The following is a 24760-nucleotide window of genomic DNA, read 5'->3' as shown; positions in this document are numbered from 1 at the left end:
TCCGGTTTCCGCGTTTCCGGATTCTAATCCTTGATGCAGCCGGCGCGGGAATGCCCCCCGCGCCGGCTGCCCCGCGCCTTGTTAGTTTTTCTTGGGTAGCGCGAAACAGTTGGCGCCGGAGGCGTTCGACTTATCGAGCCAGATCGGCCGCGTATAATAGGACAGGTTTTTCGTGCCCGGCTTGTCGCCGGACATCAGCAGCGTCTCGGCTGCGAACATCAGGTCGTGGCCCTGCTCGGTCGCCTTGTAGCTCAGGAATTTGTTGAAATTCCCCGAGTTGACCTGATCGCAATCGAGCTGCGAGCCCTCGCCCGAGGCGAACACCTTGACGTCGTCGATCTTGCCGGCATTGCGGATCGCTTGCGCGGCACCCGACTCCATGATGCCCCAGAAGCCGATCGAGGCGCAGAGATCGGGATGCTGCTGGATCACCGTCGCGGTGATGTTGAGCGCGGTGTTGGCATCCCAGTTCGCCGCCTGGTTCGAGACCACCTTGATATTCGGGTCCTTGTTCAGAACGTCCATGATGGCGCCGACCTGGTCGACGCTGGCGGCTGCGGTCAGTTCGCCCTGCACGATCTGGACCTTGCCCGACTTGCCGGAACCGGTGCCGCAAGCCTTGACGGTTTCGTTGGCGAGCATCCTGCCGATCTCGCGCCAGTCGACGCCGACGAAGGCGCCCGACTTGTAGTTCGAGGCCATGTTGACCTGGATCACATGCGTGCCCTGGGCTTCGGCGCGCTTGAGATCCTTCATCAGCAAGGTCACGCTCGGGTTCTGCACGATCAGGACGTCGGGCTTCTGGTCGACCAGCGCGGTCAGCGCCTGCTGCATGGCCGAGGGATTGTTGTTGGGATCACGCACGACGTACTTCATGCCGCGCCACTCGGCCTCTTCCTGCACCACGCGGCCCCATTCGTCCGACAGCGGCACGCCGAGCGCGATCGGCAGATAGGCGATGGTCTTGCCCTGCAGCGACTTGTCGTAGGCGGCGCGCAATTCGCGCCCGGCCTTGGTGCCCTCCTCCTGCGCCGATGCCACGAAGGGCATCGCGGCAACCGCCACACCGGCGAGCAGGATCGTCCAGAACTTGGTCGTCGTCATCGTCTCCTCCACACAAAATTCTTTTGATTGATTTGGAATTGTTATGATTGATTGGCGCGAAGGGCTAATCGCCCTGTCGCGCGGTCTCCTCGTCGCGGGGATGCAGCCAGTTGTCGAGCACAATGGCGGCCAGCAGCACCACGCCCTTGATGATGTTCTGCACCTCGCTGTTGACGTCCATGATGGTGAAGGCGTTGAGCAGCGTGCCGATCAGGATGCAGCCGACCACGACGCTGAACACGCTGCCGCGGCCGCCGATCAGGCTGATGCCGCCGATCACGACAACCAGCACGACGTCGAAGATCATGGTCCCTTGCGTGATCGCCATCTGCATGCTGCCGGTGGTACCGACCCAGACCAGGCCTGCAATCCAGGCGAGCAGCGCAACCAGCACGTGCTCCAGCACGATCAGCGGCCGCAGCGGAATGCCGGTCAGCCGCGCGGCCTCGGGATTGTCGCCCTGCGCATAGATGAAGCGGCCAATCGAGGTGCGCGACAGGAACAAGTGCATCGCGATCGCTGCGACCGCGAACACCAGAATCGGAACCGGGATGCCGAGCAGCCGTCCGGCGCCGAGATACATCAGGCCCGGCGCGTCCTTCGGCGCATAGACCACCCAGGCCGGCGCGATCCAGAACGCGAGACCGTAGATCACGAAGCCGGCGGCCAGCGTCACGAACAGCGCAGGCGCCTCGACGAAGGCGACCATCACGCCGTTGACGACGCCGATCAGCACCGCGATCGCCAGCGCCAGCAGCACTGCCGTGAAAACAGGCATGCCATTCTGCATGTAGATCAGCGCGATCGCCCAGGAACCCGCCATGATCGCGACCTCGGAGAGGTCGATGCCGCGACTGATCACGATCAGCCCCATGCCGAGGCCGAGCACGCCAAGGATTGAAATACTGCGCAGCAGATTCAGCAGATTGGAGACGGTGGCAAAGCCATTCAGCGTCAGGCCGAACACGACAAGAAGCGCGACGGTGATCAGGAGCACGATCTGCTCCTGACTCGGTTTCGCAAACATTGCAGCCGGGCGAGATGATGCCGCAGGGACAGCAACGCCGCGCGATGGCGATTGCACGCTCATCGTTTCCTCCAGGTATTATTTTGCTTGAGACTTTAAGAGTGGCAACTCATATTCGTCAAATGCATTCGACGGATACGAGTAGATTATTTCCATGCATGTGCGTGATGTCGACCTGAACCTGTTCGTCGTGTTTGACGCGATCTATTCCGAGGGTGGCGTCAGCCGCGCCTGCTTCCGCCTCAACCTGACGCAGCCTGCGGTCAGCCATGCGTTGAGCCGGCTGCGCGCGATGTTCAACGATCCGCTGTTCGTGCGCCGCAACCATGTGATGACGCCGACCCCGCTGGCACGCCAGATCATCACCACGGTGCGCCAGGCCCTCAACGGTCTCGAAACCACGCTGACCCACACCGACCGGTTCGATCCGGCGCGGACATCGAAGCGGTTCGTGATCGGCCTGCGCAACAATCTGGAGGCGCCGATGCTGGGCGCGCTGATCAACCGGATCAGCGCCGTGGCGCCGCTGGTCGAGATCGCCACGGTGCGCTGCGAGCGCAACAATCTGGAGCGCGAGCTCGCCGCCGGCACGCTGGATGTCGCGATCGACACGCTGCTGCCGCTGTCGGCGGAGGTGCGGCGCGAGCAGATCCTGACCGAGCACATCGCGGTGTTCGCGCGGCGCGGCCATCCCGAGCTCCGCACGCGGCTCGACAAGAAGGCCTATCTGCGCATGGAGCATGTCTGCGTGACGTCGCGGCGCAGCGGCGTCTCGTTCGAGGATTTTCAGCTCCAGCGCCTCGGCCTGACGCGCATGGTGCGCCTGACTTGCCAGAATTTCGCGACCGCCTGCCACGTCGTGAGCCGCAGCAACATGCTGCTGACGGCGTCGGAGAGCGCCGCCTCCGTGCTGGAGGATCCCGGGCAACTGCAATGCTTCCCCTGCCCGTTCCCGATCAGCCCGCACGTCAATTATCTCTACTGGCATGCCACTGCCGAAGACGACACCACCAATCAATGGCTGCGCGAGCAGCTGCGCGCCGCAGCAGCATCGCTGGCCGGCAGCCGCTTCAGCAAGAACAACCGGCGCGCAGCAAAAACACGTCCCAAGGTCGGCATTCCGGTGCCCACCAGTCTCGCCGCAGAATAGCGGCGGCGATACGATTAGATTTAAATAGAGTCGCAAAGGCGGTGCGCTCCCTCTCCCGCTTGCGGGGGAGGGCTGGGGTGGGGGTTTCACCGCGAGTCACCTGGTGGAGAGAACCCCCACCCGCCGCGCTATGCGCGTCGGCCTCCCCCGCAAGCGGGAGAGGCGAAGCGAATCTGCGGACCGGCTGACTCAACTGGCGTTCAACGCGCCGCTCACATCCCGCTTAGTCCGCTATCCACCGCAAGCGTCTGCGCGGTGACGTAGACGCTTTCTTCCGACATGAAGAACAGCACCGCATAGGCGATCTCCCATGCGGTTGCCTGGCGGCCGAACGGCACGTGGCCCTTGCCGCGCGACGGCCGGCCCGCGCCGGCCTCGCGGCCGTTCGGGGTGTCGACCAGCCCGGGATACACCAGGTTGGCGCGGATGCCGCGCCGCGCGCCGCTATGCGCGATGTTGCGCATCAGGCCGCCGAGCGCGGCCTTGGAGGAATCATAGACCGCCATCTGCGATCCCGCCTTCAGCGCCGCGATCGAGGAGATGAAGACGATCGCGCCGCCGTCTGCAAATTTCGGCAAGGCGGCGCGGCAGCACAGCATCGGCCCGCGCACATTGACATCGTAGATCTTGTTCCATTCTTCCGCGCTGACATTGTCGAGCCCGGTCTTGCCGAAGGTGCCGATGTTCAGCACCATGCCGTCGAGCCCACCCATTTCGTGATGAGCTTCATCAATCATCCTGATGACATCGGCCTCTTGGGTGACGTCGGCCGCGATCGCGAACGCACGACCACCATCCGCCTTGATGCGCGCGACGGTATCGTCGGCCGAAGTACGGTTGAGGTCGGCGACCGCGACATGCGCGCCCTCGCGCGCGAACAAAAGGCTCATGGCGCGGCCGTTGCCGATCGGATCGGTCGCGGCGTCGAACACGCGCTGGCCACCGCCGACCACCAGGATGCGGCGACCGTTGAGGCGTCCCCTGCCCGGCGCGGTGCCTGAGGATTCCGCGCTCAGCGGCCGGACGTATCGCTCCGGTTTCGTGTCTTGCGAAGTCTCCGACATCCATCAACCCCGCTTCTTGCCGCTCTCATAGACCACCATGCCCGCGGCCGGATCGAGATCGGTCTCGGTCGCCTCCGTCAGCCGTGCCATCATCATGTAGAAGCCGAGCGCGACGATCGCCTCGACGATCTCCTGGTTGCTGAAATGCTCGCGCACGCCGGCGAAAGCGGCGTCGCCGACGCGGACCTTCTCGACCACCTCGCGGCCGAAGCCGAGCAGCGCGCGCTCCGCGGCGTTCAGCGCCGCATCCTGATAATCGCCGCGCTCGACGGCATCGATCTGCGCTTGCGTCACGCCGACGCCGAGCGCGATCGGCACATGCTGGCGCCATTCATAGGCGCCGCCCTCGAGCTGCGCGGCCTGCAGGATCAACAGCTCGCGATTGACCGCGGAGAGCTTCTGCTTGTGCAGGATCGAGTTGGCGAGCCGCATCAGAGGCATCGCATTGGTCTCGGCATGGGCCATCATGCGGAAGATGTTGAGCTTGACCGGCATACGGTCGAACGCCATGCGGATGTCGCCGCTCGTGGTATCCGGATCAATCAGGGGCAGCCTTGCCACGCGTCTCTCCCTTTGTTTTTGTTCATTGTCGTCACGTCCGGCTTCCCGGCGCGTCCACCTAATGCTGCGGGCCGACTGAGATCAAGCCGACCGCCCAGCCTTGTCCGAATTGCGGGGTTCAGCCATGCGGTTCCGCGCTTGAATCGGCTGCCGCGGGCGGGCATAAGGACCCTTATCTCCCCTTAAAAAATGCCTACAGCCCAAGGATTTACGATGCCCGCCTATCGCTCCCGCACCACCACCCACGGCCGCAACATGGCGGGGGCACGCGGCCTCTGGCGCGCCACCGGCATGAAGAACGAGGATTTCGGCAAGCCGATCATCGCGGTGGTCAATTCCTTCACCCAGTTCGTGCCCGGCCACGTCCATCTGCAGAATCTCGGCCAGCTCGTCGCGCGCGAGATCGAGAAGGCCGGCGGCGTCGCCAAGGAATTCAACACGATTGCGGTCGATGACGGCATCGCGATGGGCCATGACGGCATGCTCTACAGCCTGCCCTCGCGCGAGCTGATCGCCGACAGCGTCGAATACATGGTCAATGCGCATTGCGCCGACGCGATGGTCTGCATCTCCAACTGCGACAAGATCACCCCCGGCATGCTGATGGCGACGCTGCGCCTCAACATCCCGACCGTGTTCGTCTCGGGCGGTCCGATGGAATCGGGCAAGATCCTGCTCAAGGGCAAGAAGCGCGCGGTCGACTTGATCGACGCGATGGTTGCTGCCGCCGACTCCAACGTCTCCGACGAAGAGGTCGAGGTGATCGAGCGCTCGGCCTGCCCGACCTGCGGCTCCTGCTCCGGCATGTTCACCGCGAATTCGATGAACTGCCTGACCGAAGCGCTCGGCCTCGCGCTGCCCGGCAACGGCTCGGTGCTGGCGACGCATGCCGACCGCAAGAGCCTGTTCGTCGAGGCCGGCCACCTGATCGTCGATCTCGCCCGCCGCTATTACGAGCAGGACGACGCCAAGGTGCTGCCGCGCAATATCGCGAACTTCAAATCGTTCGAAAACGCGATGACGCTCGACATCGCGATGGGCGGCTCGACCAACACCGTGCTGCATCTGCTCGCCGCCGCGCGCGAGGGCGAAGTGCCGTTCACGATGGCCGACATCGATCGTCTGTCGCGCAAGGTGCCCGTGCTGTGCAAGGTCGCGCCCTCGGTTCAGGACGTCCACATGGAGGACGTGCACCACGCCGGCGGCATCATGGCGATCCTCGGCGAGCTGGACCGCGCCAAGCTGCTGACCACCGACGGCCCGACCGTGCATGCCGCGACGCTCGACGACGCGCTGAACCGATGGGACGTGGTGCGGACCACGAGCGACAAGGTGCGCAATTTCTATCGCGCAGCGCCGGGCGGCGTGCCGACCCAAGAAGCCTTCAGCCAGGATCGCCGCTTCGACGAGGTCGACCTCGACCGCGAAGCGGGCGTGATCCGCAACGCCGAGCATGCCTATTCCAAGGACGGCGGCCTCGCCGTGCTGTTCGGCAATCTTGCGGAAGACGGCTGCATCGTGAAGACCGCCGGCGTCGACCAGAGCATCCTGAAATTCTCAGGTCCCGCCCGCATCTTCGAGAGCCAGGACGCGTCGGTCGACGCCATCCTCACCAACAAGGTGAAGGCCGGCGATGTCGTGCTGATCCGCTATGAGGGTCCGCGCGGCGGCCCGGGCATGCAGGAGATGCTCTACCCGACCAGCTATCTGAAGTCGAAGGGCCTCGGAAAGGCCTGCGCGCTGATCACCGACGGCCGCTTCTCCGGCGGATCGTCGGGCCTGTCGATCGGCCATGTCTCGCCGGAGGCTGCCGAAGGCGGCCTGATCGGCCTGGTCGAGGAAGGCGACATCGTCGAGTTCGACATTCCGAACCGCAAGGTCAACCTCAAGGTGGACGATGCCGAACTCAAGCGCCGCCGTGCGGCGATGGAAGCCAAGGGCAACGCGGCGTGGAAGCCGGCGGCGCCGCGCAAGCGCGCCGTCTCGACTGCGCTGAAGGCCTATGCGGCGTTCGCGAGCAGCGCGGCGAAGGGTGCGGTGCGCATCCTGCCGGAGTAGCAGCGCGCGAACCGCGCCTGCGCTATGTCATCTGCAAGTCGGCCGCCTCGATCCGGATGCGGTCGGCATGCAGTGACCAATCGCACAACGATTGTTCCTGGCAGAATTTGACCTTGGCCATCTCGGTGGCCTGGCCTTCACTCAACGCGTCGATCTCGAGCGCGCCCTGGCAGACCTCGCGCTGGCGGCCATTGCCGCCGAGCACGTCCTTCATGAAATGAACGACGAAGCGTGACATGGAACCCTCCCTGCTGGACCGGAAGAGCCGGGAGTACCGCTTTAGCACTAACGCGAAATGGGGTTGAGTTAATTCGGCGCCCGCGGATGTGGCGTCGAGCGGCCGGTGGAAAACTACGCGCCGGCCTGCGGCAGGCTGGCGGCCGCGATCGCGACGATCTGCGCAAGACGGCGGCCGATTTTCGCGGGCGCGTTGCGGAGCAATGACTGGACCTGTCGCATGGCACATCTTCCTTCCGTACCCGGAATGGTCGGGCATACCGGGAACATGGCGATATCGGGCTAAGCCGTCGATATCTAAGGGAAAATAACAACGGGCGTGTCGCGAGGCGGCAGTTTGACAGTGGGTTTGTTGCTTCGATCGAGGGGTTGGCGAAGAAGATTTTCTCCGGCCTTTTGGGGCCTTCGCGTACGCTTCTCGCCGCGCTCGCAAGGCACCCACCCGCGAAACGGTTCCCTCCGCCATGGCGGTGTCTCCACCCCCTAAAGGCCGAGCGCTCGCACGATTTCGGAATATTGGAAATGTACCCCTGAGTTGCCCGACGGGTCAAGTTGTCTGGTCCAATGCCAGCGCGCTGCCGGCTACTTTGCATGGGGTTGTTTTCGACGTTTTGCCGCGCGCAGTCGGGTCACGCCTCGCTAGTGAGGGACGCACCAACGGCAGGGTTCCCTCCCCCCTTGCGGGGGAGGGTTAGGGAGAGGGGTGCCACACGGCACACTCTCTCACTTTACACTCGAACAACGCGGGTTCGCATTGCGATAGCTGCGCCTTCATCGATGCTCTCGCCCGGGGCCACCCCTCTCCCCACCCTCTCCCGCAAGGGGAGAGGGAGCCAGACGAGCGCGCTCACCTGACCAAGGCGAGAGCTACCACCGCCACCTACCCCGGCATGAACCCGAACGCCTTCTCAAACCTTCGCGCATACACCGGCCAGACCTCGGGATTGATGATCCGCGGCGGGCGCTTGCCGTCGAGTGCATCAAGGATCTGCTCGGCGGCGATCCGGCCCATGTTGATGCGCGCCTCGCGGGTGACGCCGGCGGTGTGCGGGCTCGCCAGTACGTTGTCGAACTGCAAGAGCGGATGATCCGGCGGCGGCGGCTCCTTGGCCCAGACGTCGAGGCCGGCGCCGGCGATGCGTTTATCGCGCAGCGCCTCTTCCAGTGCCTTCTCGTCATGGATGAAGCCGCGCGCGGTCGTGACGAAATAGGCGTGCGGCTGCATCAGCGCGAATTCGCGCGCGCCGATCATGCCCCGGCTCTTGCTGTCCAGCGGACACGAGATCGAGACGAAATCCGCGCGGCGCAGGAGATCGTCGAGCTCGACCTTCTCTCCGCCCCGCTTCGCCATCTCGTCGGCCGTCAGATAGGGATCATAGGCAATCACCTTCATGTGCAGGAGACCCTTGCACAGCTCGGCGATGCGGCGGCCGACATTGCCGAGGCCGACGATACCGACGGTCTTCTCGTTCAGCTCGTTGCCGATCAGGTCGTTGCGGTTGACGTTGGCCTCGCGCCGCAGCCGGCGATCGGACTGGATGATGCGCTTCGACAGCGTCAGCATCATGCCGAGCGCGTGCTCGGCGACCGAATTGGCGTTGCCGCCGGACTGGTTGACCACCAGCACGCCCGCTGCCGTGCAGGCATCGACGTCGACGGGGTCGAAACCGGCGCCGTTCGAGGACACGATCAGAAGGTTCGGCGCGCGCTTCAACAGCTCGGCATGGGCATGGAAATGCGGCGCCAGCTCATCGCGCGCCGCGCCGATCTGATAGGCGTGCGCGTCGGCCAGGACCGGCGCGAACGTCGTCTCCGGCGTCTCGTTCTCCAGGCGATCGAGCCGGACATCCGGTCGCTTCTTCAGGATGTCGACGTAGATCTCGTGGGCGAGGTATTTGACGTAGAACACGCGCTTGTTGTTGACGGTCATGTCTTCGAGCAGCCTTCAGTTTGGGAAGCCATAGAGTCGTGCGGGATTGTCGACCAGGATGCGATGCCGGGTCGCGGCATCCGGCGTCCACGCCTGGAACAGCGTCAGCAGATGGCCGGCGTCGGGCATTTCGCCCTCGACCCGCGGATGCGGCCAGTCGCCGCCCCATACCAGCCTTGCAGGATTCGCCGCGACCAGTGCCTCGTGGAACGGCCGCGCATCCGGATAATCCGGCGCGCGCCGGCTCAGGCGATGCGCGCCGGAGAGTTTGGCCCAGCACCAGCCCTCGCCGACCGCGCGCAGCAGGCTCTGGAAACCCGCGGTGTTGATCCCGGCGCTCGCATCGGTGCGGCCCATGTGATCGACCACGACCGGCAGGCCCAGCGCCTTCAGCGTCGGGATCGTGTCGGGCAGATCCTTCACATCGATCCAGAGCTGCAGATGCCAGCCGAGCTCGGCCATCACGGCCGCATGCGTCTCGGCCACCCCGAGCGGAATGCCGCCGCGATAGTGCAGCTGTCCGCCGCGGAAGAAATGGTTGAAGCGCAGGCCGCGGACGCCGAGCACATGCCATTGCCGCAGCGTGCCCGCCGCGACATCGGCATCGGCCACCGCGACCCCACGCAGCCGCGCGGGCTCGCGCTGCAACGCGTCCAGCATCGCCGAATTGTCGTGGCCATGCGCACTGCCCTGCACCAGCACGCCGCGGGTGAAACCGAGCGCATCGAGCATGCCGAGATAGGTCGCAAGCGGCGCGTCCGGCGGCGTGTAGCTGCGATCGCCGGCATAGGGAAATCGCTCGGCCGGGCCGAACACATGCGCATGCGTATCGCAGGCCTTTGGCGGCAGCTTCTCCCGCGGCGGTGTCACCGGACGCGGCGGCAGGCAGGCGGGAATTTCTGACGTAGCCATTGTCTATTCCGCCTTCATACCGGCGGCCTTGATGATCGGCCCCCATTTGTCGTAGTCGGCCTTGATCTTGGCGGCGAATTTGTCCGGCGTACTCCCGATCGAGACAGCGCCGAGCTTGCCGAGCCGCTCCTTGACAGCATCGGTATTCACGGCCGTGACGAAGTCACGCGAGATCTTCGCGACGAGATCGGCGGGCATGTTGCCCGGACCGAGCAGTCCCCACCACACCTCGGTGTCGTAGCCCGGCACGGTCTCCGACATGCTGGGCACATCAGGCAGGAACGGCGCGCGCGACGCCGTCGTCACCGCCAGCGCGCGCACCGTGCCTGCCTGCAACTGCCCGACCGATTCCGGCCCGTTGTTGAACGACATTGGAATCTGTCCGCCGAGCAGATCATTGATTGCCGGCGCGCCGCCCTTGTACGGGATCGCGCTGAGGTCGATCTTGGCGAGGCTGTTGAGCAGCTCGCCGGCCAGATGGGTCGAGGTGCCGTTGCCGGCATGCGCGAACGACAGGCTGCCCGGCTTGGCCTTCGCCGCCGCGATGACGTCGCTGACCGACTTGAACGGCGAGTCCGCGCGCACCAGCAGCACGTTCGGCGACGACGCCAATAGCGAGATCGGCGAAAAATCCTTGAAGGTGTCGTAGGGCAGCTTTGGGTAGAGGAATGGATTGGTGGCGTGGCCGCTCGCCACCATGATCAGATTGTAGCCATCGGGCGCGGAGCTCGCGATCGCCTGCGAGGCGATCACCCCGCCGGCGCCCGGCCGGTTCTCGACCACGATCGACTGCGTCCAGGTCTTCGACACCTCTTCGGCTAGCGTGCGCGTCAGCACGTCGACGCCGCCGCCGGGCGGATATGGAACGAGAATGTGAACGGCCTTGGCCGGATACGGCTGCGCGGACGCGAGGCCAGCCGCAAACATGGCCGCTGCCGCAATGGCGGTCCGCCAGACCCATCCGGCCATCGACGCCTCCCGTCCCTTGATCGTTCCGTCCCTTTGTCGTTACCGCCTGTATCGCACGTCGGTTCGGCGCTGCGATGGCCGAATTGCGCAGATCGCGTTGCGGTCGAGGCATGTTGACAATCACCTGTCCGGCGTCAAGTTTTGTGTCGCAAGCGGCCATCAGCGTCGCGCGAGCAGGGAGAACAGGATGGCGGCCGCGGAACAAGCCTCGTCCAAGGATAAAGCCAAGGATAAGTCCCAGGATGCGGCGACCACCTGGCACGGCATCGTGCTGCAGACGCTGAAGCGGAACGAGATCAGGCTGGTGCCCTATGTGCCCGACCGGGTGTTGACTACGCTGATCAAGGACCTGCACGCCGATCCCTATTTCACGACATTTCCGACCGCGCGCGAGGAAGAAGCCGTCGGCATCGTCTCGGGCGCCTGGATGGCGGGGATGCGCGGCGCCGTGCTGATGCAGACCTCGGGCTTTGCCACGCTCGCCAACGTGCTGGCCTCGCTCGCGGTGCCCTACCAGATCCCGCTGATCATGTTCGTCTCCGAACGCGGCACGCTCGGCGAGTTCAATTACGGCCAGGCGCTGGTCTGCCGCACCATGCGCCCGGTGCTGGATTCGCTGGCGATGGAGCATCACACCATCACAAGGCTCGACGAGCTCGAATTCATCGCCGACCGCTCGATCAAGCAGGCCGTCACCACCCAGGCGCCGGTGGCACTGATCCTCTCGCCGCTGCTCACCGGCGGCAAGACCTTCGACAAGTGAGATCAGCCATGACCAACACTCCCGCGCGCAACACCAAGGTGATGAACCGCGCCGATCTTACCCAGCGCCTCGTCGCCGGGTTGAAGGACGAAGCCGTGATCGGCGGCATCGGCAACACCAACTTTGATCTTTGGGCCGCCGGCCACCGGCCTCAGAATTTCTACATGCTCGGCAGCATGGGCCTCGCATTTCCGATCGCGCTCGGCGTCGCACTGGCGCAGCCGAAGCGGCGCGTGTTCGCGCTCGAAGGCGACGGCTCGCTCTTGATGCAGCTCGGCTGCCTCTCGACCATCGCGACGCTCGCGCCGAAGAACCTCACCATGGTGGTGATGGACAACGGCATCTACCAGATCACCGGCGCGCAACCGACGCCTGCGGCGGGCCATACCGACATCGTCGCGGTCGCAATCGCCAGCGGCCTTGCCAACAGCTCCTGGGCCGCCGACGAGGACGATTTCGAGCGGCTGATCGAACAGTCGAAACAAGCCTCAGGCCCGACCCTGATCGGCGTCCGCATCGACGACAAGCCCGGCACCGGCACCACAAGGCGCGATCCCGTGCAGATCCGCGAGCGGTTCATGAACGGGATGGGAGTGCGGCAGCTGCTGTAGGGCGGCAAAGCGCCAGGAAACACAGACCGGCGTCGCCTGCCGGCGATTTACCTGATAACAACCTATGATGGTATTGCATCGGCGCAGCTCCGCCGAAGCCAGCGTAGGTGTTGCCCGTTATGCTCGGACTACTGACACTCCCCATCGTGCTCCTGCGTATCGCGTACTATGCGCTACAAGGCATCATCGACGCAGTGCGGGCGCGCGATCGGCTGCGCTTCGAATTCACGGTCCAGATCAATGCACCGCGCGAGGCCGTGTGGCGCTTCAACACCGCGGACCGCATCGTCTTCGACGGACCGCCGGTCTTGGAGATCTCGCTCGAGCCGGTGCCCGACAACACCGAATTGTGGCTATGCCGCCTTTCCATCGGCGGCCAGCCTCGAATACAGACCGTCTCGCGCGAGCTCGAACGCGACGAGGCCAAGGGGATCATGCGGGGCCAGACGGTGGCACACCCTCTGTCGATACCGCCTGAGGGCGGCCGCGATATCGAATCGGGCCTCACGATCCGGGAGGCAGACGGCGGCACCAAACTCACGGTATTTTGCGAGCTGACCGCGCGCTCCCTCCGTGACCGCATCAACTATCCGATCGGCCTGCGTCGAATGGCGATCCTGACCAAACAGCAGTGCGAGAAGGAAGCCGGTATCTCCAACCGCTTCTCCGCGATCGGCAACAACGGATGGCTGTTGTCGATCGTGGCCCTGCTCAGCTTCTGGTATCTGGTGGGGTGGAAGGCAGCACTGCTCCTGACCGTGGTCATCGTCCTGCACGAGGCGGGGCACGCTGCGGCGATGCTGATGGCCGGCGTCGGCGTGCGCGGCATCTACCTCGTGCCCTTCTTCGGCGGGGCGGCCGTTCCCAAGACGGCTTATCGGACGGAGGGCCGGCTCGGCTTCATCGCGCTGATGGGTCCGGGCCTAAGCATCATTCCGACGCTCGGCCTGTTCGCCGCCTATCAGGCTACCGGCCAACTTTATCTCGCAAAGCTGGCGGAGCTGTTCGCGATCGTCAACGCGAGCAACCTGCTTCCACTCCATCCTCTGGACGGCGGTCTCATCCTGAATGCTCTCGTCGGCTCGGTGAACCGGAGGTCCGCGCTGATCGTTGGCTGGATCGGAATCCTGATCGGCCTCGCCCTGGCCGTCTACCTGCAATCATTCCTGATCGGGATTCCCTTCATGCTGTTCGCTCTGCAGCGCTACCTAAGCGGGGGGCGCACCATGGAGCTCGAACGGCTGACCCTTCACGACGGGATCATGCTGGCAATCGCGTCGATCGCGACCTTCGCGCTGTACGTTCTCGTCCTGAAAGCGACCTGGCCGCTTCCAGCCGTCCGCTTTTGAACCGGCGGCGGTCGCAGCTCGCACGCCGGCTCAATTCATCCGCAACTCGGTGATGTGCTTCGGATCCGGTGCGAGTTCGCCGCGTTCGACGCGCTTGACGATGTCGGTCAACGCGGCGTTGGCATTGCACGCCAGACCGAGCTTCTCGCCTTCGCGGACCACGAGGCCGTTGAGAAATTCGATCTCGGTGCGGCGGCCTTTCTGCATGTCCTGGCCCATCGAGGGGCGCTGCGCGGATGAGGTGCGCTTGGCATCCTTGAAGCGCTGCTCGTCGCAGGCGCGGGTTGCGGCCTCGTCACCCTCGCCGGCGCGGGCGATCGTCTCCGGCGGCAGATGCAGGATCTCCTCGAGCTGATAGCCCTGCGCCTGGCCGACGCGGATCGCCTCGCTGCCGAGCCGGGTCGAGAAGCGGCGCAGCGGCTCGCTCTGTAGCACCTCGCCGCCTGGCAGGCCGGTGCAGGCCGACAGCCCGTTGCCCATCACATTGGCGACCAGCTTGGACCAGCGCTCGCCCCAGAGATTCGAGGTGACCTTGGCGCTGTCGGAATAACCGACCAGCCGGCACACCTCTTCGGCGCGCGCGGTGATGCGGCCATGCACCTCGCCGGCGCGGAATACGGTGTGAGCCGCCCCGCCCTTCCCCGCGCCGCGGTGGATATGGCCGGGCTCGGGCAGATTGACGGTGATGCTGCTTGCGATGCAGCCGAGCGTCTTGCCCCAGCCGACGATGCCGGCGATGGTCTCCTCGTTCATGCAGTTCTGCAGCGACACGACGTAGCCGTCTGCCGCCAGATATTGCCGGATCAGCATGGTGGCCCAGGCCGTGTCATAGGACTTCATGCAGACGAAGGCGATGTCGACCGGCTTTTCCTTGGCCAGCTGCTGCGCATCGGTGACATCAAGCGCGCGCACCGGCACCGAGAACTCGGCAACGTCCATCGCGTGGGTGACGCGCAATCCGTGCTTGCGCATGTGCGCGACATGCGCGGGCCAGGGATCGATGAAGGTAACGTCCTCCCCCGCTTGCACCATATGCGCACCGGCGTAACCGCCGACCGCACCCGCACCGACGATCGCGATCTTCCGACCCATGTTTCCATCCCCCTGCTCTTGATTGAGGCGGACGCTGGCGGTGTCCGTCCGTTGCCAGCCAGTCTAGGGGATAGGCAAACCGGTCGCTTCATGAAAAAGCGGGCCCGTGCCATGCCGGTATTCATGGGACCTTCATGGGGCCGAGTAAGATCCCCGCGGGCGAGAAGCCCGCGAGGGTGTTCGCCGTCAGAAGTCTCGCTGCGATCAGTCGATGATCTTGACGATCCGGTGGGTGCGCGCGTCCACGACCACACGGCGATCATTGACGACCGCATAGCGATATTCGGTGTAGCGCGGCACCGGGCGCAGCACGACGGTGTCGGGCAGCGGCTCGCCGACCACGACGCGTTCGCGCACCACCACCGACGGCTCGCCGCGCGGGATCGACGTGATCACCGCATTCGGAATCTCGAGGCCGGCGCCGACCGCAGCACCTACCGTGCCGCCGACGATCTCGCCAACCGGGCCTGCAATCTCGCCGCCGGTCCGCGCACCGTTGACGGCGCCCGCTGCAGTCGTCGACTGAGCGAAGGCCGAACCGGACGCGAGCAGCGAGACAACAGCGACAAGGGAAACGGCTAAACGCTTGTTCATGATTGTCCTCCTCCGAGTTGCAAGACGCCCCTTCAACATCGCAGGGAATGAGACGTTCCAGTTCCAGCGCGGCAACTTGCGCGCAAATTCCAATTCCGCCGCAACTCGCTTTGGTTCCAGCACAAATTGAAAATGCCGCTTCGGATGATGTGCGAAGCGGCATTCATGGCTGGTTCAGATCAAGGATGGCTCGGAGCATGCCCGCGCCGCGCGCCGCTCATTCCGGCGGCTTCTGATCGGCGCGCCGTCTCGGAGCTCGCCGTCTTGGAGCCGGTTTACCTGGAGCTGGCCTGCCTGGCGACGGTGCAGCCACCGACTTGATGCGGATCCGCATCGCGCCGCCCTTCGGGTGATCGATCTCGAAGGCGTTTGTCCTGCGTACCAGTTCGCCCAGGGTGCGGAAACCGTATGTCCGTTGATCGAAATCGGATGCCACATTGGCAAGCTGGCGGCCGACCTCGCCGAGCGTCACCCAGCCGTCTTCGCTTGCGATCTGGCTGGTCACCTTCTTGAGGATGGGTACGGCCGCCTCGGGCGGCTGCAACGGCTGGGCACGCACCGCTGCGTCCTGATTGCTGGTCACGCCACCGCGCAAATTCTCGGTATAGACGAACCGGCGGCAGGCCTGCCGAAAACTCTCCGGCGTCTTCTGCTCGCCGAAACCGAACACGTCGATACCATGCTCGCGGATGCGGGCGGCAAGCCGGGTGAAATCGCTGTCGGACGACACCAGGCAGAAGCCATCGAACCGGCCGCTGTGCAGCAGGTCCATGGCGTCGATCACCAGGGTGATGTCGGATGCATTCTTGCCGGTCGTGTAGGCGAATTGCTGCTGCGGTATGATGGCGTGCTTCGACAGGATATCGGCCCAGGCCCTCGATCTGGGATTGGAGAAGTCGCCGTAGATACGGCGCACGCTGGCTTCGCCGATCTTGGCGATCTCCTCGAACAGCCCGTCGGCGATCTTTGCGGATGCATTGTCGGCGTCGATCAGGACGGCGAGACGGGGCGAACGGAGTTCGGACGGCATGGCGTTTCTCGGCTGGGACACGATGGATCGAGATTCCGGTCGACGGCTCCGGAACCGGCGCAGCCGTCGTATCGGAGCACATCGCGCGTCCCAAGCATAGAGTCAGCGGCTGTCAGACGGAGTTTCGCCGCCGCGGCAGCGTTGGCGCTGTACGGGTCAGAGCACTTCGCCCATGTCGATCGCCCGCCTTGCGAACTCGATGGCCTTCTCGGCGTTGATCGCGTCCGCTGTCGTCGTCGCCTCATCGCGCACCGACGGCGGCGACGCAATCCGGATCTTCTTGCCATTCGACCGGCGGATGGTCGCGCGCCAACGATCGACATCGCGCCGATAGGCGTCGATGACAAAATCCCGATAGGCGATGCCGCTCATCAGCGGCTGAATCGATGGCGCATCCGGACCGGCCGGCCGACTTGCGACATCGCGCACCATCTCGACGATCATCTCGACGGCATGCTCGCGTGCGACGCCGCTCACATCCCGGAGCAAAAAGCTCACCGCCGCGCCGATCTGCGCCCTCGCGCGGTCCTCGCTCGCAAAATCCAAATCGACCTGAACTGCCATGTGGGGAAAACGCCTCCGTGCAACCAAGCGACGTGTAATCGGCCCCCCGTTAAAGCCGGATTATCCGTTAGCCCCCGATTTCTCGGATGCCGTTAACCGGGTCTTGATGGCGCTTCGGAAGCTGGCCGAAGCGACATCGTTGGCCGATCGGATCACAAGGGGGACCGAGCCACCACCCCACTCGTGATCAGCAATTGACATATCACTGCTATCCGTGTGACATTTTATTAAAGGGCCGCAAGAACCCGTCAACGTCCACCTGGGGAGGACAGCAATGACCATTTCCGACGTCACGGCATCGGCCGGAAGCCGGGCTCCAGCCGCCGTTGCGCGAACCGCGCAGGCGCAGCAGGTTGCCGACATCGCGGCACGGCTCGAACGCCTGCCACTGACCTCCTATCAGCGCTGGATCTTCGGGATCATCGCGACCGCGTGGTTCTTCGACAGCATGGACCTGGCCGCGCTGACCTTCCTGCTCGGCTCGATCCGCCAGACCTTCGGCCTGTCGACGGCGGAAGCCGGCCTGCTGTCGAGCATGAGCTTCCTCGGCATGTTCATAGGCGCCGCGTCCGCCGGCCTGCTTGCCGACCGTTTCGGTCGCGCCCGCGTCTTCCAGGTCAGCATGATCTTCTGGGGACTGGGCAGCCTGTTTTGCGGTCTCTCCACGACGGCGACCGCACTCGGCGCATCCCGTCTGCTGCTCGGCTTCGGAATGGGCATGGAGTTTCCGGTCGCGCAGTCGATGGTCTCGGAAATCATGCCGGCCAAGAACCGCGGCCGCTACATCGCATTCCTCGAAGGATTTTGGCCGCTCGGCTTCATCGCGTCGGGCCTCTTGACCTACTGCGTGCTGCAGGTCGCCGACTGGCGCTGGGTCTTCATCCTGCAGGCGATCCCCGCAGTCTTCGTGCTGGTGGTGCGGCGTTACGTGCCGGAATCGCCGCGCTGGCTCGCGTCGCATGGCTATTCAGAGCGGGCCGAAGCGACCGTGCGCGACATCGAAACCAAGGTGCGCGATCGCCTCGGCAGTCGCGATCTGCCGCCGGTCATGCGGCAGCCCGCCGCTCCTGCCTCGGAAGTGACGGGCCTGAGGACGCTGTTTTCAGGCATCTACGCCAAACGAACCGCGATGTTGTGGACCTTGTGGTTCTTCGCGCTGCTCGGCTTCTACGGCCTCACCACATGGCTCGGCGCGCTGCTGCAGGCCAAGGGCTTCCCGATCACCAAATCGGTGTTCTACACCATCCTGATCTCGCTTGCGGGCATCCCCGGCTTCCTGGTCTCGGCGTGGCTCGTCGAGTCCTGGGGCCGAAAGGCAACGCTGGTGATGAACCTGCTCTGCGGCGCGATCGCCTGCCACTTCTACGGCTCGGCGGTCGACCAGACCCAGCTCATCATTGCCGGCCTCTGCATGCAATTCTTCCTGTTCGGCATGTGGTCGGCGCTCTACGCCTATACGCCTGAACTGTACCCGACCCATGTCCGGGCAACCGGAACCGGCTTTGCCTCTGCGGTCGGCCGTATCGGTTCGCTGATCGGCCCCTATGTGATCGGCGTGATCCTGCCGGCGGCTGGACAGGGCGGCGTGTTCGCGCTCGGCGCCGGCGCGTTCGTGGTGGCCGCGCTTGTGGTGTTGTTGCTCGGCGAGGAAACCCGCGGCCGGACGCTGGAGAGCATTTCGCACTGATCGGTGCGCTGCGCGCCGCTCGATTCGGCCTAAGCCGACCGAGCGGCCTTGTCAGTCCCATCGGGGCGTGTGAGATATCTGCTGTACAGCAGTGATCCGATGGCAGATTCGAACAAGCGATCCAGCACGGTGCGCGCGCGCGCGACAGGGAGCCGCCGGCCGGCACGGCAATCATCCGCCGCCGGCGACAAGCCGCGCGGGTCCGCGCAGGCGGCTCTCCCGCAGAGCGACGTCACCCTCACCGATCGTGCCTATGCCGAGCTGGAAGAGCTGATCGTGACGCTGCAGTTGCCGCCCGGCACCGCGCTCTCCGAGCTCGTGCTGGCCAAACGGCTCGACATCGGCCGCACCCCGATCCGCGAGGCATTGCAGCGGCTGTCGCGCGACGGCCTCGTCAACATTCTGGCCCGTCGCGGCGTGCTGGTGTCCGAGATCGACCTGCGGGCCCAGCTCCGGCTGCTCGAAGTGCGGCGCGAGTTGGAACGGCTGATGGCACGCGGCGCCGCCGAGCGCGCCACCAGCGAGCAGCGTACGCAGTTCTCCGAGATCGCCGCCGGCATGCGGCGCGCGTCGGAAAAATCCGACGATCTGCTCTTTATGCGGCTGGACCACCAGTTCAACACCCTGGTCTCTGCCGCGTCGCGCAACGAGTTCGCCGCCCGCGCCATGGGCCTGATGCATGGCCTGTCGCGCCGGTTCTGGTATCAGCACTACAAGGAAGCGGCCGATCTGCCGCTCGCGGCGCGCCTGCACGCGGACGTCGCCGAAGCGATCGCCGAACGCCGCGTCGACGCGGCCGGCGCGGCCTCCGACAGCCTGATCAACTACATCGAAAGCTTTGCGCGTTCGACGCTCTGAGAGTGTCAGAACTCGACCACCGTGCGGATCGAGCGACCGCGCCGCAGCGCCTCGAAACCGTCATTGATGCCGTCGAGGCTGCAGCGGCCGGTGATCAGTTCGTCGAGCCTTAGCCGGCCATCGAGATAGGCCTGCGCCAGCCAGGGAAAGTCGCGCCGCGGTCGTGCGCCGCCGTAGCTCGAGCGGCGAAATCGCTTCTCGCCCATCAAGGCGCCCCACCGGAAATTCACGTCGTGCGAGACGTCGATCTTGCCGAGCCAGATCACCTCGCCGCCCGGCCGCACCGCCTCCGCGGTTTGCCGGAACGCCTGCGGATGGCCCGCCGCCTCGAGGATGACGTCGGCGCCCCGCCCGCCCGTCACCTCCCTTGCGAACTGGACCGGATCTTCGTGCCCCGCGTTGACGACCTGTGTCGCGCCGAGCTTTCGCGCCAGCGCGAGCTTTTCATCATCGAGGTCGACCGCGATGATCGCACCGGCGCCGGCAAGCCGTGCGCCCTGCACCGCTGCGAGCCCGACCGCGCCGCAACCGGTGACCATCACGGTATCGCCGTGGCCGATCTCGGCGATGTTCAGCGCGGCGCCCACGCCGGTCATGACGCCGCAGCCGATCAGGCAGGCACGGTCGAACGGGATGGCCTTCGGCACCACGATCGCCTGCTGCGCCGGCAGCACGACATATTCCGAGAACGCGCCGAGGAACATCAGGTGCGCCAGGCTCCTGCCGCCCTCGAGTTGCGCCTTCGACGCGCCGTCGAAATGCACGCCTTCCGCGCCGCGGGCGAGATAGGTCTCGCACAGGATCGGCTGCGCGCGATCGCACTGGAAACAATGCCCGCAATGCGGATTCCAGGACAGGATGACGTGATCGCCGACGCTGATGTCGCGCACCGCATTGCCGACTTCCTCGACCACGCCGGCCGCCTCATGTCCGAGGATCATCGGCAAGGGATAGCGCAGCGATCCGTCGATCACCTCCAGATCGGTGTGGCAGAGCCCCGCGGCCCGCACCTTCACCACGACGTCGGTCGACGTGGGCGGCGCCAGCGAAACGCGCTCGATCGAGAGCGGCGTTCCGCTTTGATGCAGCACCGCAGCGCGACAGCTCAGGGGCATCTCAAGGGGCTCTCTGCCGGAGAAACGAGCGTGGGATCAGGCCGGCTGTCCGGACCGCAGCGCAGCGACTGCCTCGTCGAGATCGGCCGAGGACAGCTCCCATTCATTGCCGAAATTGGCGACGATGCGCCGCATGAACGCCGCGTGCAGCGCTTTCGCGGCAGCGGCGTCGTGCAGGTGATCGTGGAGCAGCGCGAAGGCCAGTTGTGCCGGCTCGGGCCCCTCATAGCTCCATTCAAAACCATGCTCGGTGAGCCGAAGCTGGTCGTAATGCGGTGACAGCGGCTCGCCGTCGACCAGGACGGAAATGCCGTCGATGGTGCGGTCCCCAATATAATTCGCCATTGGATCGTCCCCGTGCTGCAACATCCTGTCAGGCGCCCTATCGGGATCCGGGCGGACCGACCTTGAGGTTCTTCTTGACGACCTCGGGGAAGATCCACATCGCGACCGTGGCAAATACGCCGAGGAAAGCGACCGCGTAGCTCGGTCCCTGCTGTCCCAGATAGACCATGAAAAAGTACCCGCAGGCCGCCGTGACGAGGCACGCCAGCGACAACATGAGCTTGATGTGGCTGGGCATCGCGATCTCCCTTCAGGTCATCCAGATGTGAAACGACGGTGCCGCCACGCCGACCAGCAGCGCCAGTGCCGCAAGCATCGCGCAACAGGACAGCCGCAATCCCGCGCGTCCGTCGCGCCACCATTCCGGCATCGCTTGGAAAAGTGCAGGCAAGAACAGGAATAGCACGCCGCCCATGACCACGACGGTGGTCCAGCGCAGCTCGACCAAAGCGAATGCCAGCGTGCCAGCGAGCAACATTCCCCACAAGATCGTTGCAATGGTCACCGGCAGAACGGCGCGGCCGCGCAGCGGATACATCCCGGCCAGTTGCAGGAAGCCGATGCAGCATACGCTCCACAACAAGCCGAACCAGGCGAGGCCTGCGAGATTGGGTTCAAGCTGCGGCATGCGGCACCGATTGCTCCTTCACCACGACCCGCGGCGTCCGCGCCGTCCGCCGCATGTCGGTCTTCACGTGGCGCGTGCTGTAGCCGTTGAAGACGTGGCCAAGCAGGCCGCGATTGAGATCGGAGGTGCCGAACACATAATCCATCACCGGGAAGGTCAGGTTCATGTTGCGCTCCATCATGATCGACTGGTTGTGATGGGCGGTATGATGCCGGCGGATGGTGTTGACGAACGGCATGTTGCGCACGAAGGCATTTTCCTCGACGTGGCAACAGAAGTGCATGAATTCGTAGATCAGGTACATCGACGTCGTCGTGGTGATCAGCAGCCAACCGGTATTGGGCGAGATCACGAGCCCGGCGACAATCGCCGGCGGGATCGACATCAGGGTAAACACGACGAGCGCATAGGGCGGAAAGAAGGTGACGCGCCAGTCGTGATGATCGGCGAAGCGCATCTCCTCCTCGGTGAAGAACTGATGATGCATCAGTGTGTGGCGGCTGTAGATCGCGCGCAGCAGCGGCACGTTCGAGGGCCGGTGCATGACGAAGCGATGCACCGCCCATTCGAAGAAGTTCGCAATCAGGAAGACCACCGGGATGGTGAGGTATTCCCACCATTTCACGTCATGCACATTGGCCAGATAGACGTACAGCGCCGTGAAGCCGATCGTGTAGATCAGCACGACATGCAGCCAGCCATTGTACCAGCCCACCACCCGTTCGCGGTAGGTTGCGCGATATTTGCGCTGGCGGTCGGTCATCCCTGTTGCGGCCAACTCCATCGCGGGTCCCTCCATCGCGCTTCATCTGACATATCAGTAGCACATCAGATGTAGAAGGCAAGCTCCCTTGGCGGTCCGGATGCGATCGGGAAGAAGCGCATGGCGCGCGGAACCAATGAAAAAGCCGCCCCGGATGATGTCCGGGGCGGCCTGTGGTCTTCGACAGATCGGATGATCAGAGCAGGCCCGCGCCCCGCGCCCATTTGTACTTGGCGCCGAGCACCTCGACCGGCAATTCGGTCGAATAGGCATAGGCCGGAATGCCGTGCTGGTAGAGATATTCGGCGGCCTCCTCGACCTCGACGTCGCCGGCGAGCGAAGCGACGATCGGCTTGACGAAGCCCTTGGCCTCCATCTCCTTCTTCACCTCGACCATGTTGCGCGCGAACACCATCGGCGGTGTCACGATGGTGTGCCAGTAACCGAGGATCAGCGCGTGGATGCGCTCATCCGACAGGCCGAGCTTCACGGTGTTGACATAGGTGATCGGGGGCTCGCCGCCGGTGATATCCACAGGATTTCCGGCCGCGCCGAACGGCGGGATGAATTTGCGGAACGCCGCATCGAGGTCCGGCGGCATCGCCATCAGCGACAGGCCATTGTCGACGACGGAGTCCGACAGCAGCACGCCGGAGCCGCCGGCGCCGGTGATGATCAGGATGTTCTCGCCCTTCGGCGTCGGCAGCACCGGCACGCCGCGGGCGAACTCCAGGAGCTGCCGGAGCGAGCGGGCGCGGATCACACCGGACTGCTTGAACACGTCCTCATAGATCTTGTCGTTACCGGCGAGCGCGCCGGTGTGCGACGACGCCGCTTTCGCACCCGCGGAGGTGCGGCCGGCCTTGAGCACGACCACCGGCTTCTTCTTGGAGACGCGCTTGGCGGCTTCCGCGAAGGCGCGGCCGTCCTTCAGGTCCTCGCAGTGCTGCGCGATCAGATTGGTGTTCGGATCCTGCTCGAAGAAGGCGAGCAGATCGTCCTCGTCGATATCCGACTTGTTGCCGAGGCCGACGATCGCCGACACGCCCATCTTGGCCGAGCGCGAGAAGCCGATGATCGCCATGCCGATGCCGCCCGACTGCGACGACAGCGCGGCGTGGCCCTTGACGTCATAGGCGGTGCAGAACGTGGCGCAGAGATTGGCCGGCGTGTAGTAGAAGCCGTAGATGTTCGGCCCCATCAGGCGGATGTTGTACTTCTTGCCGACCTCGACGATCTCGGCCTGCAATTCCGGCGCGCCGGCTTCGGCAAAGCCCGAGGGAATCAGCACCGCGCCGGGGATTTTCTTCTCGCCGCATTCTGCCAGAGCTCCGGCGACGAACTTGGCCGGAATCGCAAACACCGCGGTGTCGATCACGCCGGGCACGTCCTTGACGCTCTTGTAGGCCTTGTAGCCGAGGATTTCCGCAGCCTTCGGATGGATCGGATAGATCTCGCCCTTGTAACCGCCATTGATGAGGTTCTTCATCACGGAGTTACCGATCTTGCCGTCCTCGGCGGAAGCGCCGATCACCGCCACGCCCTTCGGCTGCATGATGCGGCTCATCGCGGCGACGATCTCTTCGGTCGGACGCGGCGCCGGGCGCGGCTTGTAGTCGAAGTCGACGACGATGCGGACGTCGGCGGCGATCGCGTTCTTGCTGGTCGCGAACACCGGATTGAGGTCGAGCTCGACGATTTCAGGGAAATCGCTGACCAGCTGCGACACCTTCACAATGACGTCAGCGAGCGCCTCGCGATTGACCGGCTCGCCACCGCGTACGCCCTTCAGCATCTCATGAGCCTGGATGCCGTCGAGCATCGACAACGCATCGTCCTTGGTCGCGGGCGCGAGGCGGAAGGTGATGTCCTTGAGGATCTCGACCAGCACGCCGCCGAGGCCGAAGGCGACCAGCTTGCCGAACGAGCCGTCGGTGATCGAGCCGACGATCACCTCGGTGCCGCCGCCCAGCATCTGCTGCACCTGGATGCCTTCGATCTTGGCATCGGCCTTATATTTCTTGGCGTTGGCCAGGATGGTCTCGTAGCTCTTCTCGGCGTCAGCGGCGCTCTTGACGCCGACAATCACACCGCCCGCCTCGGTCTTGTGGAGAATATCGGGCGAGACGATCTTCATCACCACCGGGAAGCCCATGTCGGAGGCGATCCGGCCAGCCTCGGAAGCCGACTTGGCGACGCCTTCCTTCGGCACCGGAATGCCGTAGGCATCGCAGACCACCTTGCCTTCGGGCGCGGTGAGGCTCGTGCGCTTGTCGGCCTTGACCGCATCGAGAATTTTGCGGACCGCATCCTTCGAATTTGACATCGGCTTCCTCCTGGGACAATTTC

25 protein-coding genes are annotated in these 24760 nt (G+C 64.7%); 7 read left to right on the top strand and 18 right to left on the bottom strand.

Going from position 1 to position 24760, the window contains the following annotated elements; genetic code table 11:
• Nucleotides 1–81: 81 nt before the first annotated feature.
• Together JQ616_RS36350 and JQ616_RS36345 are read right to left on the bottom strand one after the other, a co-directional pair.
• On the bottom strand, nucleotides 82–1104 hold the full coding sequence (locus JQ616_RS36350; protein ID WP_212022987.1) for a sugar ABC transporter substrate-binding protein: 1023 nt from the start codon (nucleotides 1102–1104) through the stop codon (nucleotides 82–84).
• A 64-nt stretch (nucleotides 1105–1168) separates the two neighbouring features.
• A complete protein-coding gene (locus JQ616_RS36345; RefSeq protein WP_349630095.1) occupies nucleotides 1169–2101 on the bottom strand; it encodes an ABC transporter permease in 933 nt (310 codons plus the stop codon).
• A 184-nt stretch (nucleotides 2102–2285) separates the two neighbouring features.
• Between JQ616_RS36345 and JQ616_RS36340 the strand changes: the two genes are divergently transcribed.
• Nucleotides 2286–3281: a LysR family transcriptional regulator gene (locus tag JQ616_RS36340; protein ID WP_212022986.1), complete on the top strand. Its 996-nt coding sequence runs from the start codon at nucleotides 2286–2288 to the stop codon at nucleotides 3279–3281.
• A 212-nt stretch (nucleotides 3282–3493) separates the two neighbouring features.
• On the opposite strand, the gene JQ616_RS36335 is transcribed toward JQ616_RS36340, so the two are convergent.
• Together JQ616_RS36335 and JQ616_RS36330 are read right to left on the bottom strand one after the other, a co-directional pair.
• A complete protein-coding gene (locus JQ616_RS36335) occupies nucleotides 3494–4345 on the bottom strand; it encodes an SDR family NAD(P)-dependent oxidoreductase (protein WP_212022985.1) in 852 nt (283 codons plus the stop codon).
• A gap of 3 nt (nucleotides 4346–4348) precedes the next feature.
• Nucleotides 4349–4906, bottom strand: coding sequence for a carboxymuconolactone decarboxylase family protein (locus JQ616_RS36330; protein ID WP_212022984.1), 558 nt, complete (start codon nucleotides 4904–4906; stop codon nucleotides 4349–4351).
• A gap of 213 nt (nucleotides 4907–5119) precedes the next feature.
• On the opposite strand from JQ616_RS36330, the gene ilvD reads away from it, so the two are divergent.
• Entirely contained in the window at nucleotides 5120–6964 is a 1845-nt protein-coding gene (gene ilvD / locus JQ616_RS36325) for a dihydroxy-acid dehydratase (RefSeq protein ID WP_212022983.1), read from the top strand.
• A 22-nt stretch (nucleotides 6965–6986) separates the two neighbouring features.
• Here the strand turns inward: ilvD and JQ616_RS36320 are convergent, their stop codons facing one another.
• The 4 genes from JQ616_RS36320 to JQ616_RS36305 form a co-directional block, all read right to left on the bottom strand.
• Nucleotides 6987–7202, bottom strand: a complete 216-nt coding sequence (locus JQ616_RS36320; protein WP_021082086.1) for a hypothetical protein — start codon at nucleotides 7200–7202, stop codon at nucleotides 6987–6989.
• A gap of 879 nt (nucleotides 7203–8081) precedes the next feature.
• A complete protein-coding gene (locus JQ616_RS36315; protein WP_212022982.1) occupies nucleotides 8082–9131 on the bottom strand; it encodes a hydroxyacid dehydrogenase in 1050 nt (349 codons plus the stop codon).
• A 15-nt stretch (nucleotides 9132–9146) separates the two neighbouring features.
• On the bottom strand, nucleotides 9147–10043 hold the full coding sequence (locus JQ616_RS36310; RefSeq protein ID WP_212022981.1) for an amidohydrolase family protein: 897 nt from the start codon (nucleotides 10041–10043) through the stop codon (nucleotides 9147–9149).
• A gap of 3 nt (nucleotides 10044–10046) precedes the next feature.
• Nucleotides 10047–11012 carry a Bug family tripartite tricarboxylate transporter substrate binding protein gene (locus JQ616_RS36305; protein ID WP_212022980.1) on the bottom strand — a complete coding sequence of 322 codons (966 nt, stop codon included), beginning with the start codon at nucleotides 11010–11012 and terminating at the stop codon, nucleotides 10047–10049.
• Nucleotides 11013–11199: 187 nt separating this feature from the next.
• On the opposite strand from JQ616_RS36305, the gene JQ616_RS36300 reads away from it, so the two are divergent.
• The 3 genes from JQ616_RS36300 to JQ616_RS36290 all read left to right on the top strand — a co-directional run bounded on the left by JQ616_RS36300 (nucleotide 11200) and on the right by JQ616_RS36290 (nucleotide 13735).
• The gene (locus tag JQ616_RS36300) at nucleotides 11200–11775 is read left to right on the top strand and encodes a thiamine pyrophosphate-binding protein (protein ID WP_212022979.1); all 576 of its coding nucleotides are present in this window, start codon (nucleotides 11200–11202) and stop codon (nucleotides 11773–11775) included.
• A gap of 8 nt (nucleotides 11776–11783) precedes the next feature.
• Nucleotides 11784–12386, top strand: coding sequence for a thiamine pyrophosphate-dependent enzyme (locus JQ616_RS36295; RefSeq protein WP_212022978.1), 603 nt, complete (start codon nucleotides 11784–11786; stop codon nucleotides 12384–12386).
• Between the two features lie 146 nt (nucleotides 12387–12532).
• Nucleotides 12533–13735, top strand: a complete 1203-nt coding sequence (locus JQ616_RS36290) for a hypothetical protein (RefSeq protein ID WP_349630094.1) — start codon at nucleotides 12533–12535, stop codon at nucleotides 13733–13735.
• Nucleotides 13736–13765: 30 nt separating this feature from the next.
• Here the strand turns inward: JQ616_RS36290 and JQ616_RS36285 are convergent, their stop codons facing one another.
• The 4 genes from JQ616_RS36285 to JQ616_RS36270 form a co-directional block, all read right to left on the bottom strand.
• Nucleotides 13766–14827, bottom strand: coding sequence for a ketopantoate reductase family protein (locus JQ616_RS36285; RefSeq protein ID WP_212022976.1), 1062 nt, complete (start codon nucleotides 14825–14827; stop codon nucleotides 13766–13768).
• Nucleotides 14828–15031: 204 nt separating this feature from the next.
• Nucleotides 15032–15421, bottom strand: coding sequence for a DUF1236 domain-containing protein (locus JQ616_RS36280; protein WP_212022975.1), 390 nt, complete (start codon nucleotides 15419–15421; stop codon nucleotides 15032–15034).
• Between the two features lie 217 nt (nucleotides 15422–15638).
• Nucleotides 15639–16451 (bottom strand): NYN domain-containing protein, encoded by an 813-nt coding sequence (locus tag JQ616_RS36275; protein ID WP_212022974.1) that lies wholly within the window; start codon nucleotides 16449–16451, stop codon nucleotides 15639–15641.
• A gap of 156 nt (nucleotides 16452–16607) precedes the next feature.
• The gene (locus JQ616_RS36270; RefSeq protein ID WP_212022973.1) at nucleotides 16608–17015 is read right to left on the bottom strand and encodes a hypothetical protein; all 408 of its coding nucleotides are present in this window, start codon (nucleotides 17013–17015) and stop codon (nucleotides 16608–16610) included.
• 274 nt (nucleotides 17016–17289) lie between these two features.
• Between JQ616_RS36270 and JQ616_RS36265 the strand changes: the two genes are divergently transcribed.
• Nucleotides 17290–18702 (top strand): MFS transporter, encoded by a 1413-nt coding sequence (locus JQ616_RS36265; RefSeq protein ID WP_212022972.1) that lies wholly within the window; start codon nucleotides 17290–17292, stop codon nucleotides 18700–18702.
• Nucleotides 18703–18801: 99 nt separating this feature from the next.
• Nucleotides 18802–19560, top strand: coding sequence for a GntR family transcriptional regulator (locus JQ616_RS36260; RefSeq protein WP_212022971.1), 759 nt, complete (start codon nucleotides 18802–18804; stop codon nucleotides 19558–19560).
• 5 nt (nucleotides 19561–19565) lie between these two features.
• On the opposite strand, the gene JQ616_RS36255 is transcribed toward JQ616_RS36260, so the two are convergent.
• The 6 genes from JQ616_RS36255 to JQ616_RS36230 form a co-directional block, all read right to left on the bottom strand.
• Nucleotides 19566–20675 (bottom strand): Zn-dependent alcohol dehydrogenase, encoded by a 1110-nt coding sequence (locus JQ616_RS36255; RefSeq protein WP_212022970.1) that lies wholly within the window; start codon nucleotides 20673–20675, stop codon nucleotides 19566–19568.
• A gap of 36 nt (nucleotides 20676–20711) precedes the next feature.
• Complete coding sequence (locus JQ616_RS36250; protein ID WP_212022969.1) at nucleotides 20712–21020, bottom strand: DUF6166 domain-containing protein; 309 nt, start codon at nucleotides 21018–21020, stop codon at nucleotides 20712–20714.
• 37 nt (nucleotides 21021–21057) lie between these two features.
• Complete coding sequence (locus JQ616_RS36245) at nucleotides 21058–21258, bottom strand: hypothetical protein (RefSeq protein WP_212022968.1); 201 nt, start codon at nucleotides 21256–21258, stop codon at nucleotides 21058–21060.
• A 12-nt stretch (nucleotides 21259–21270) separates the two neighbouring features.
• Nucleotides 21271–21648, bottom strand: a complete 378-nt coding sequence (locus tag JQ616_RS36240) for a hypothetical protein (RefSeq protein WP_212022967.1) — start codon at nucleotides 21646–21648, stop codon at nucleotides 21271–21273.
• Complete coding sequence (locus JQ616_RS36235; protein ID WP_212022966.1) at nucleotides 21635–22432, bottom strand: sterol desaturase family protein; 798 nt, start codon at nucleotides 22430–22432, stop codon at nucleotides 21635–21637. The genes JQ616_RS36240 and JQ616_RS36235 overlap by 14 nt, the downstream gene beginning before the upstream one ends.
• A gap of 175 nt (nucleotides 22433–22607) precedes the next feature.
• Nucleotides 22608–24737: an acetate--CoA ligase family protein gene (locus tag JQ616_RS36230; RefSeq protein WP_212022965.1), complete on the bottom strand. Its 2130-nt coding sequence runs from the start codon at nucleotides 24735–24737 to the stop codon at nucleotides 22608–22610.
• Nucleotides 24738–24760: the final 23 nt, after the last annotated feature.

This window comes from Bradyrhizobium tropiciagri (genome assembly GCF_018130545.1).
GTDB classification, from domain to species: Bacteria; Pseudomonadota; Alphaproteobacteria; order Rhizobiales; family Xanthobacteraceae; genus Bradyrhizobium; species Bradyrhizobium tropiciagri_A.
Note: the sequence above shows the minus strand (reverse complement) of the source record. Positions and strands in the feature narration are given on the sequence as shown.

Excerpts from the sequence above, each read along its gene's own strand:
- JQ616_RS36350 (WP_212022987.1), bottom strand. The coding sequence starts at position 1,104 with ATGACGACGACCAAGTTCTGGACGATCCTGCTCGCCGGTGTGGCGGTT.
- JQ616_RS36340 (WP_212022986.1), top strand. The coding sequence starts at position 2,286 with ATGCATGTGCGTGATGTCGACCTGAACCTGTTCGTCGTGTTTGACGCG.
- JQ616_RS36335 (WP_212022985.1), bottom strand. The coding sequence starts at position 4,345 with ATGTCGGAGACTTCGCAAGACACGAAACCGGAGCGATACGTCCGGCCG.
- ilvD (WP_212022983.1), top strand. The coding sequence starts at position 5,120 with ATGCCCGCCTATCGCTCCCGCACCACCACCCACGGCCGCAACATGGCG.
- JQ616_RS36320 (WP_021082086.1), bottom strand. The coding sequence starts at position 7,202 with ATGTCACGCTTCGTCGTTCATTTCATGAAGGACGTGCTCGGCGGCAAT.
- JQ616_RS36315 (WP_212022982.1), bottom strand. The coding sequence starts at position 9,131 with ATGACCGTCAACAACAAGCGCGTGTTCTACGTCAAATACCTCGCCCAC.
- JQ616_RS36310 (WP_212022981.1), bottom strand. The coding sequence starts at position 10,043 with ATGGCTACGTCAGAAATTCCCGCCTGCCTGCCGCCGCGTCCGGTGACA.
- JQ616_RS36305 (WP_212022980.1), bottom strand. The coding sequence starts at position 11,012 with ATGGCCGGATGGGTCTGGCGGACCGCCATTGCGGCAGCGGCCATGTTT.
- JQ616_RS36300 (WP_212022979.1), top strand. The coding sequence starts at position 11,200 with ATGGCGGCCGCGGAACAAGCCTCGTCCAAGGATAAAGCCAAGGATAAG.
- JQ616_RS36295 (WP_212022978.1), top strand. The coding sequence starts at position 11,784 with ATGACCAACACTCCCGCGCGCAACACCAAGGTGATGAACCGCGCCGAT.
- JQ616_RS36285 (WP_212022976.1), bottom strand. The coding sequence starts at position 14,827 with ATGGGTCGGAAGATCGCGATCGTCGGTGCGGGTGCGGTCGGCGGTTAC.
- JQ616_RS36280 (WP_212022975.1), bottom strand. The coding sequence starts at position 15,421 with ATGAACAAGCGTTTAGCCGTTTCCCTTGTCGCTGTTGTCTCGCTGCTC.
- JQ616_RS36275 (WP_212022974.1), bottom strand. The coding sequence starts at position 16,451 with ATGCCGTCCGAACTCCGTTCGCCCCGTCTCGCCGTCCTGATCGACGCC.
- JQ616_RS36270 (WP_212022973.1), bottom strand. The coding sequence starts at position 17,015 with ATGGCAGTTCAGGTCGATTTGGATTTTGCGAGCGAGGACCGCGCGAGG.
- JQ616_RS36265 (WP_212022972.1), top strand. The coding sequence starts at position 17,290 with ATGACCATTTCCGACGTCACGGCATCGGCCGGAAGCCGGGCTCCAGCC.
- JQ616_RS36260 (WP_212022971.1), top strand. The coding sequence starts at position 18,802 with ATGGCAGATTCGAACAAGCGATCCAGCACGGTGCGCGCGCGCGCGACA.
- JQ616_RS36255 (WP_212022970.1), bottom strand. The coding sequence starts at position 20,675 with ATGCCCCTGAGCTGTCGCGCTGCGGTGCTGCATCAAAGCGGAACGCCG.
- JQ616_RS36250 (WP_212022969.1), bottom strand. The coding sequence starts at position 21,020 with ATGGCGAATTATATTGGGGACCGCACCATCGACGGCATTTCCGTCCTG.
- JQ616_RS36245 (WP_212022968.1), bottom strand. The coding sequence starts at position 21,258 with ATGCCCAGCCACATCAAGCTCATGTTGTCGCTGGCGTGCCTCGTCACG.
- JQ616_RS36240 (WP_212022967.1), bottom strand. The coding sequence starts at position 21,648 with ATGCCGCAGCTTGAACCCAATCTCGCAGGCCTCGCCTGGTTCGGCTTG.
- JQ616_RS36235 (WP_212022966.1), bottom strand. The coding sequence starts at position 22,432 with ATGGAGTTGGCCGCAACAGGGATGACCGACCGCCAGCGCAAATATCGC.
- JQ616_RS36230 (WP_212022965.1), bottom strand. The coding sequence starts at position 24,737 with ATGTCAAATTCGAAGGATGCGGTCCGCAAAATTCTCGATGCGGTCAAG.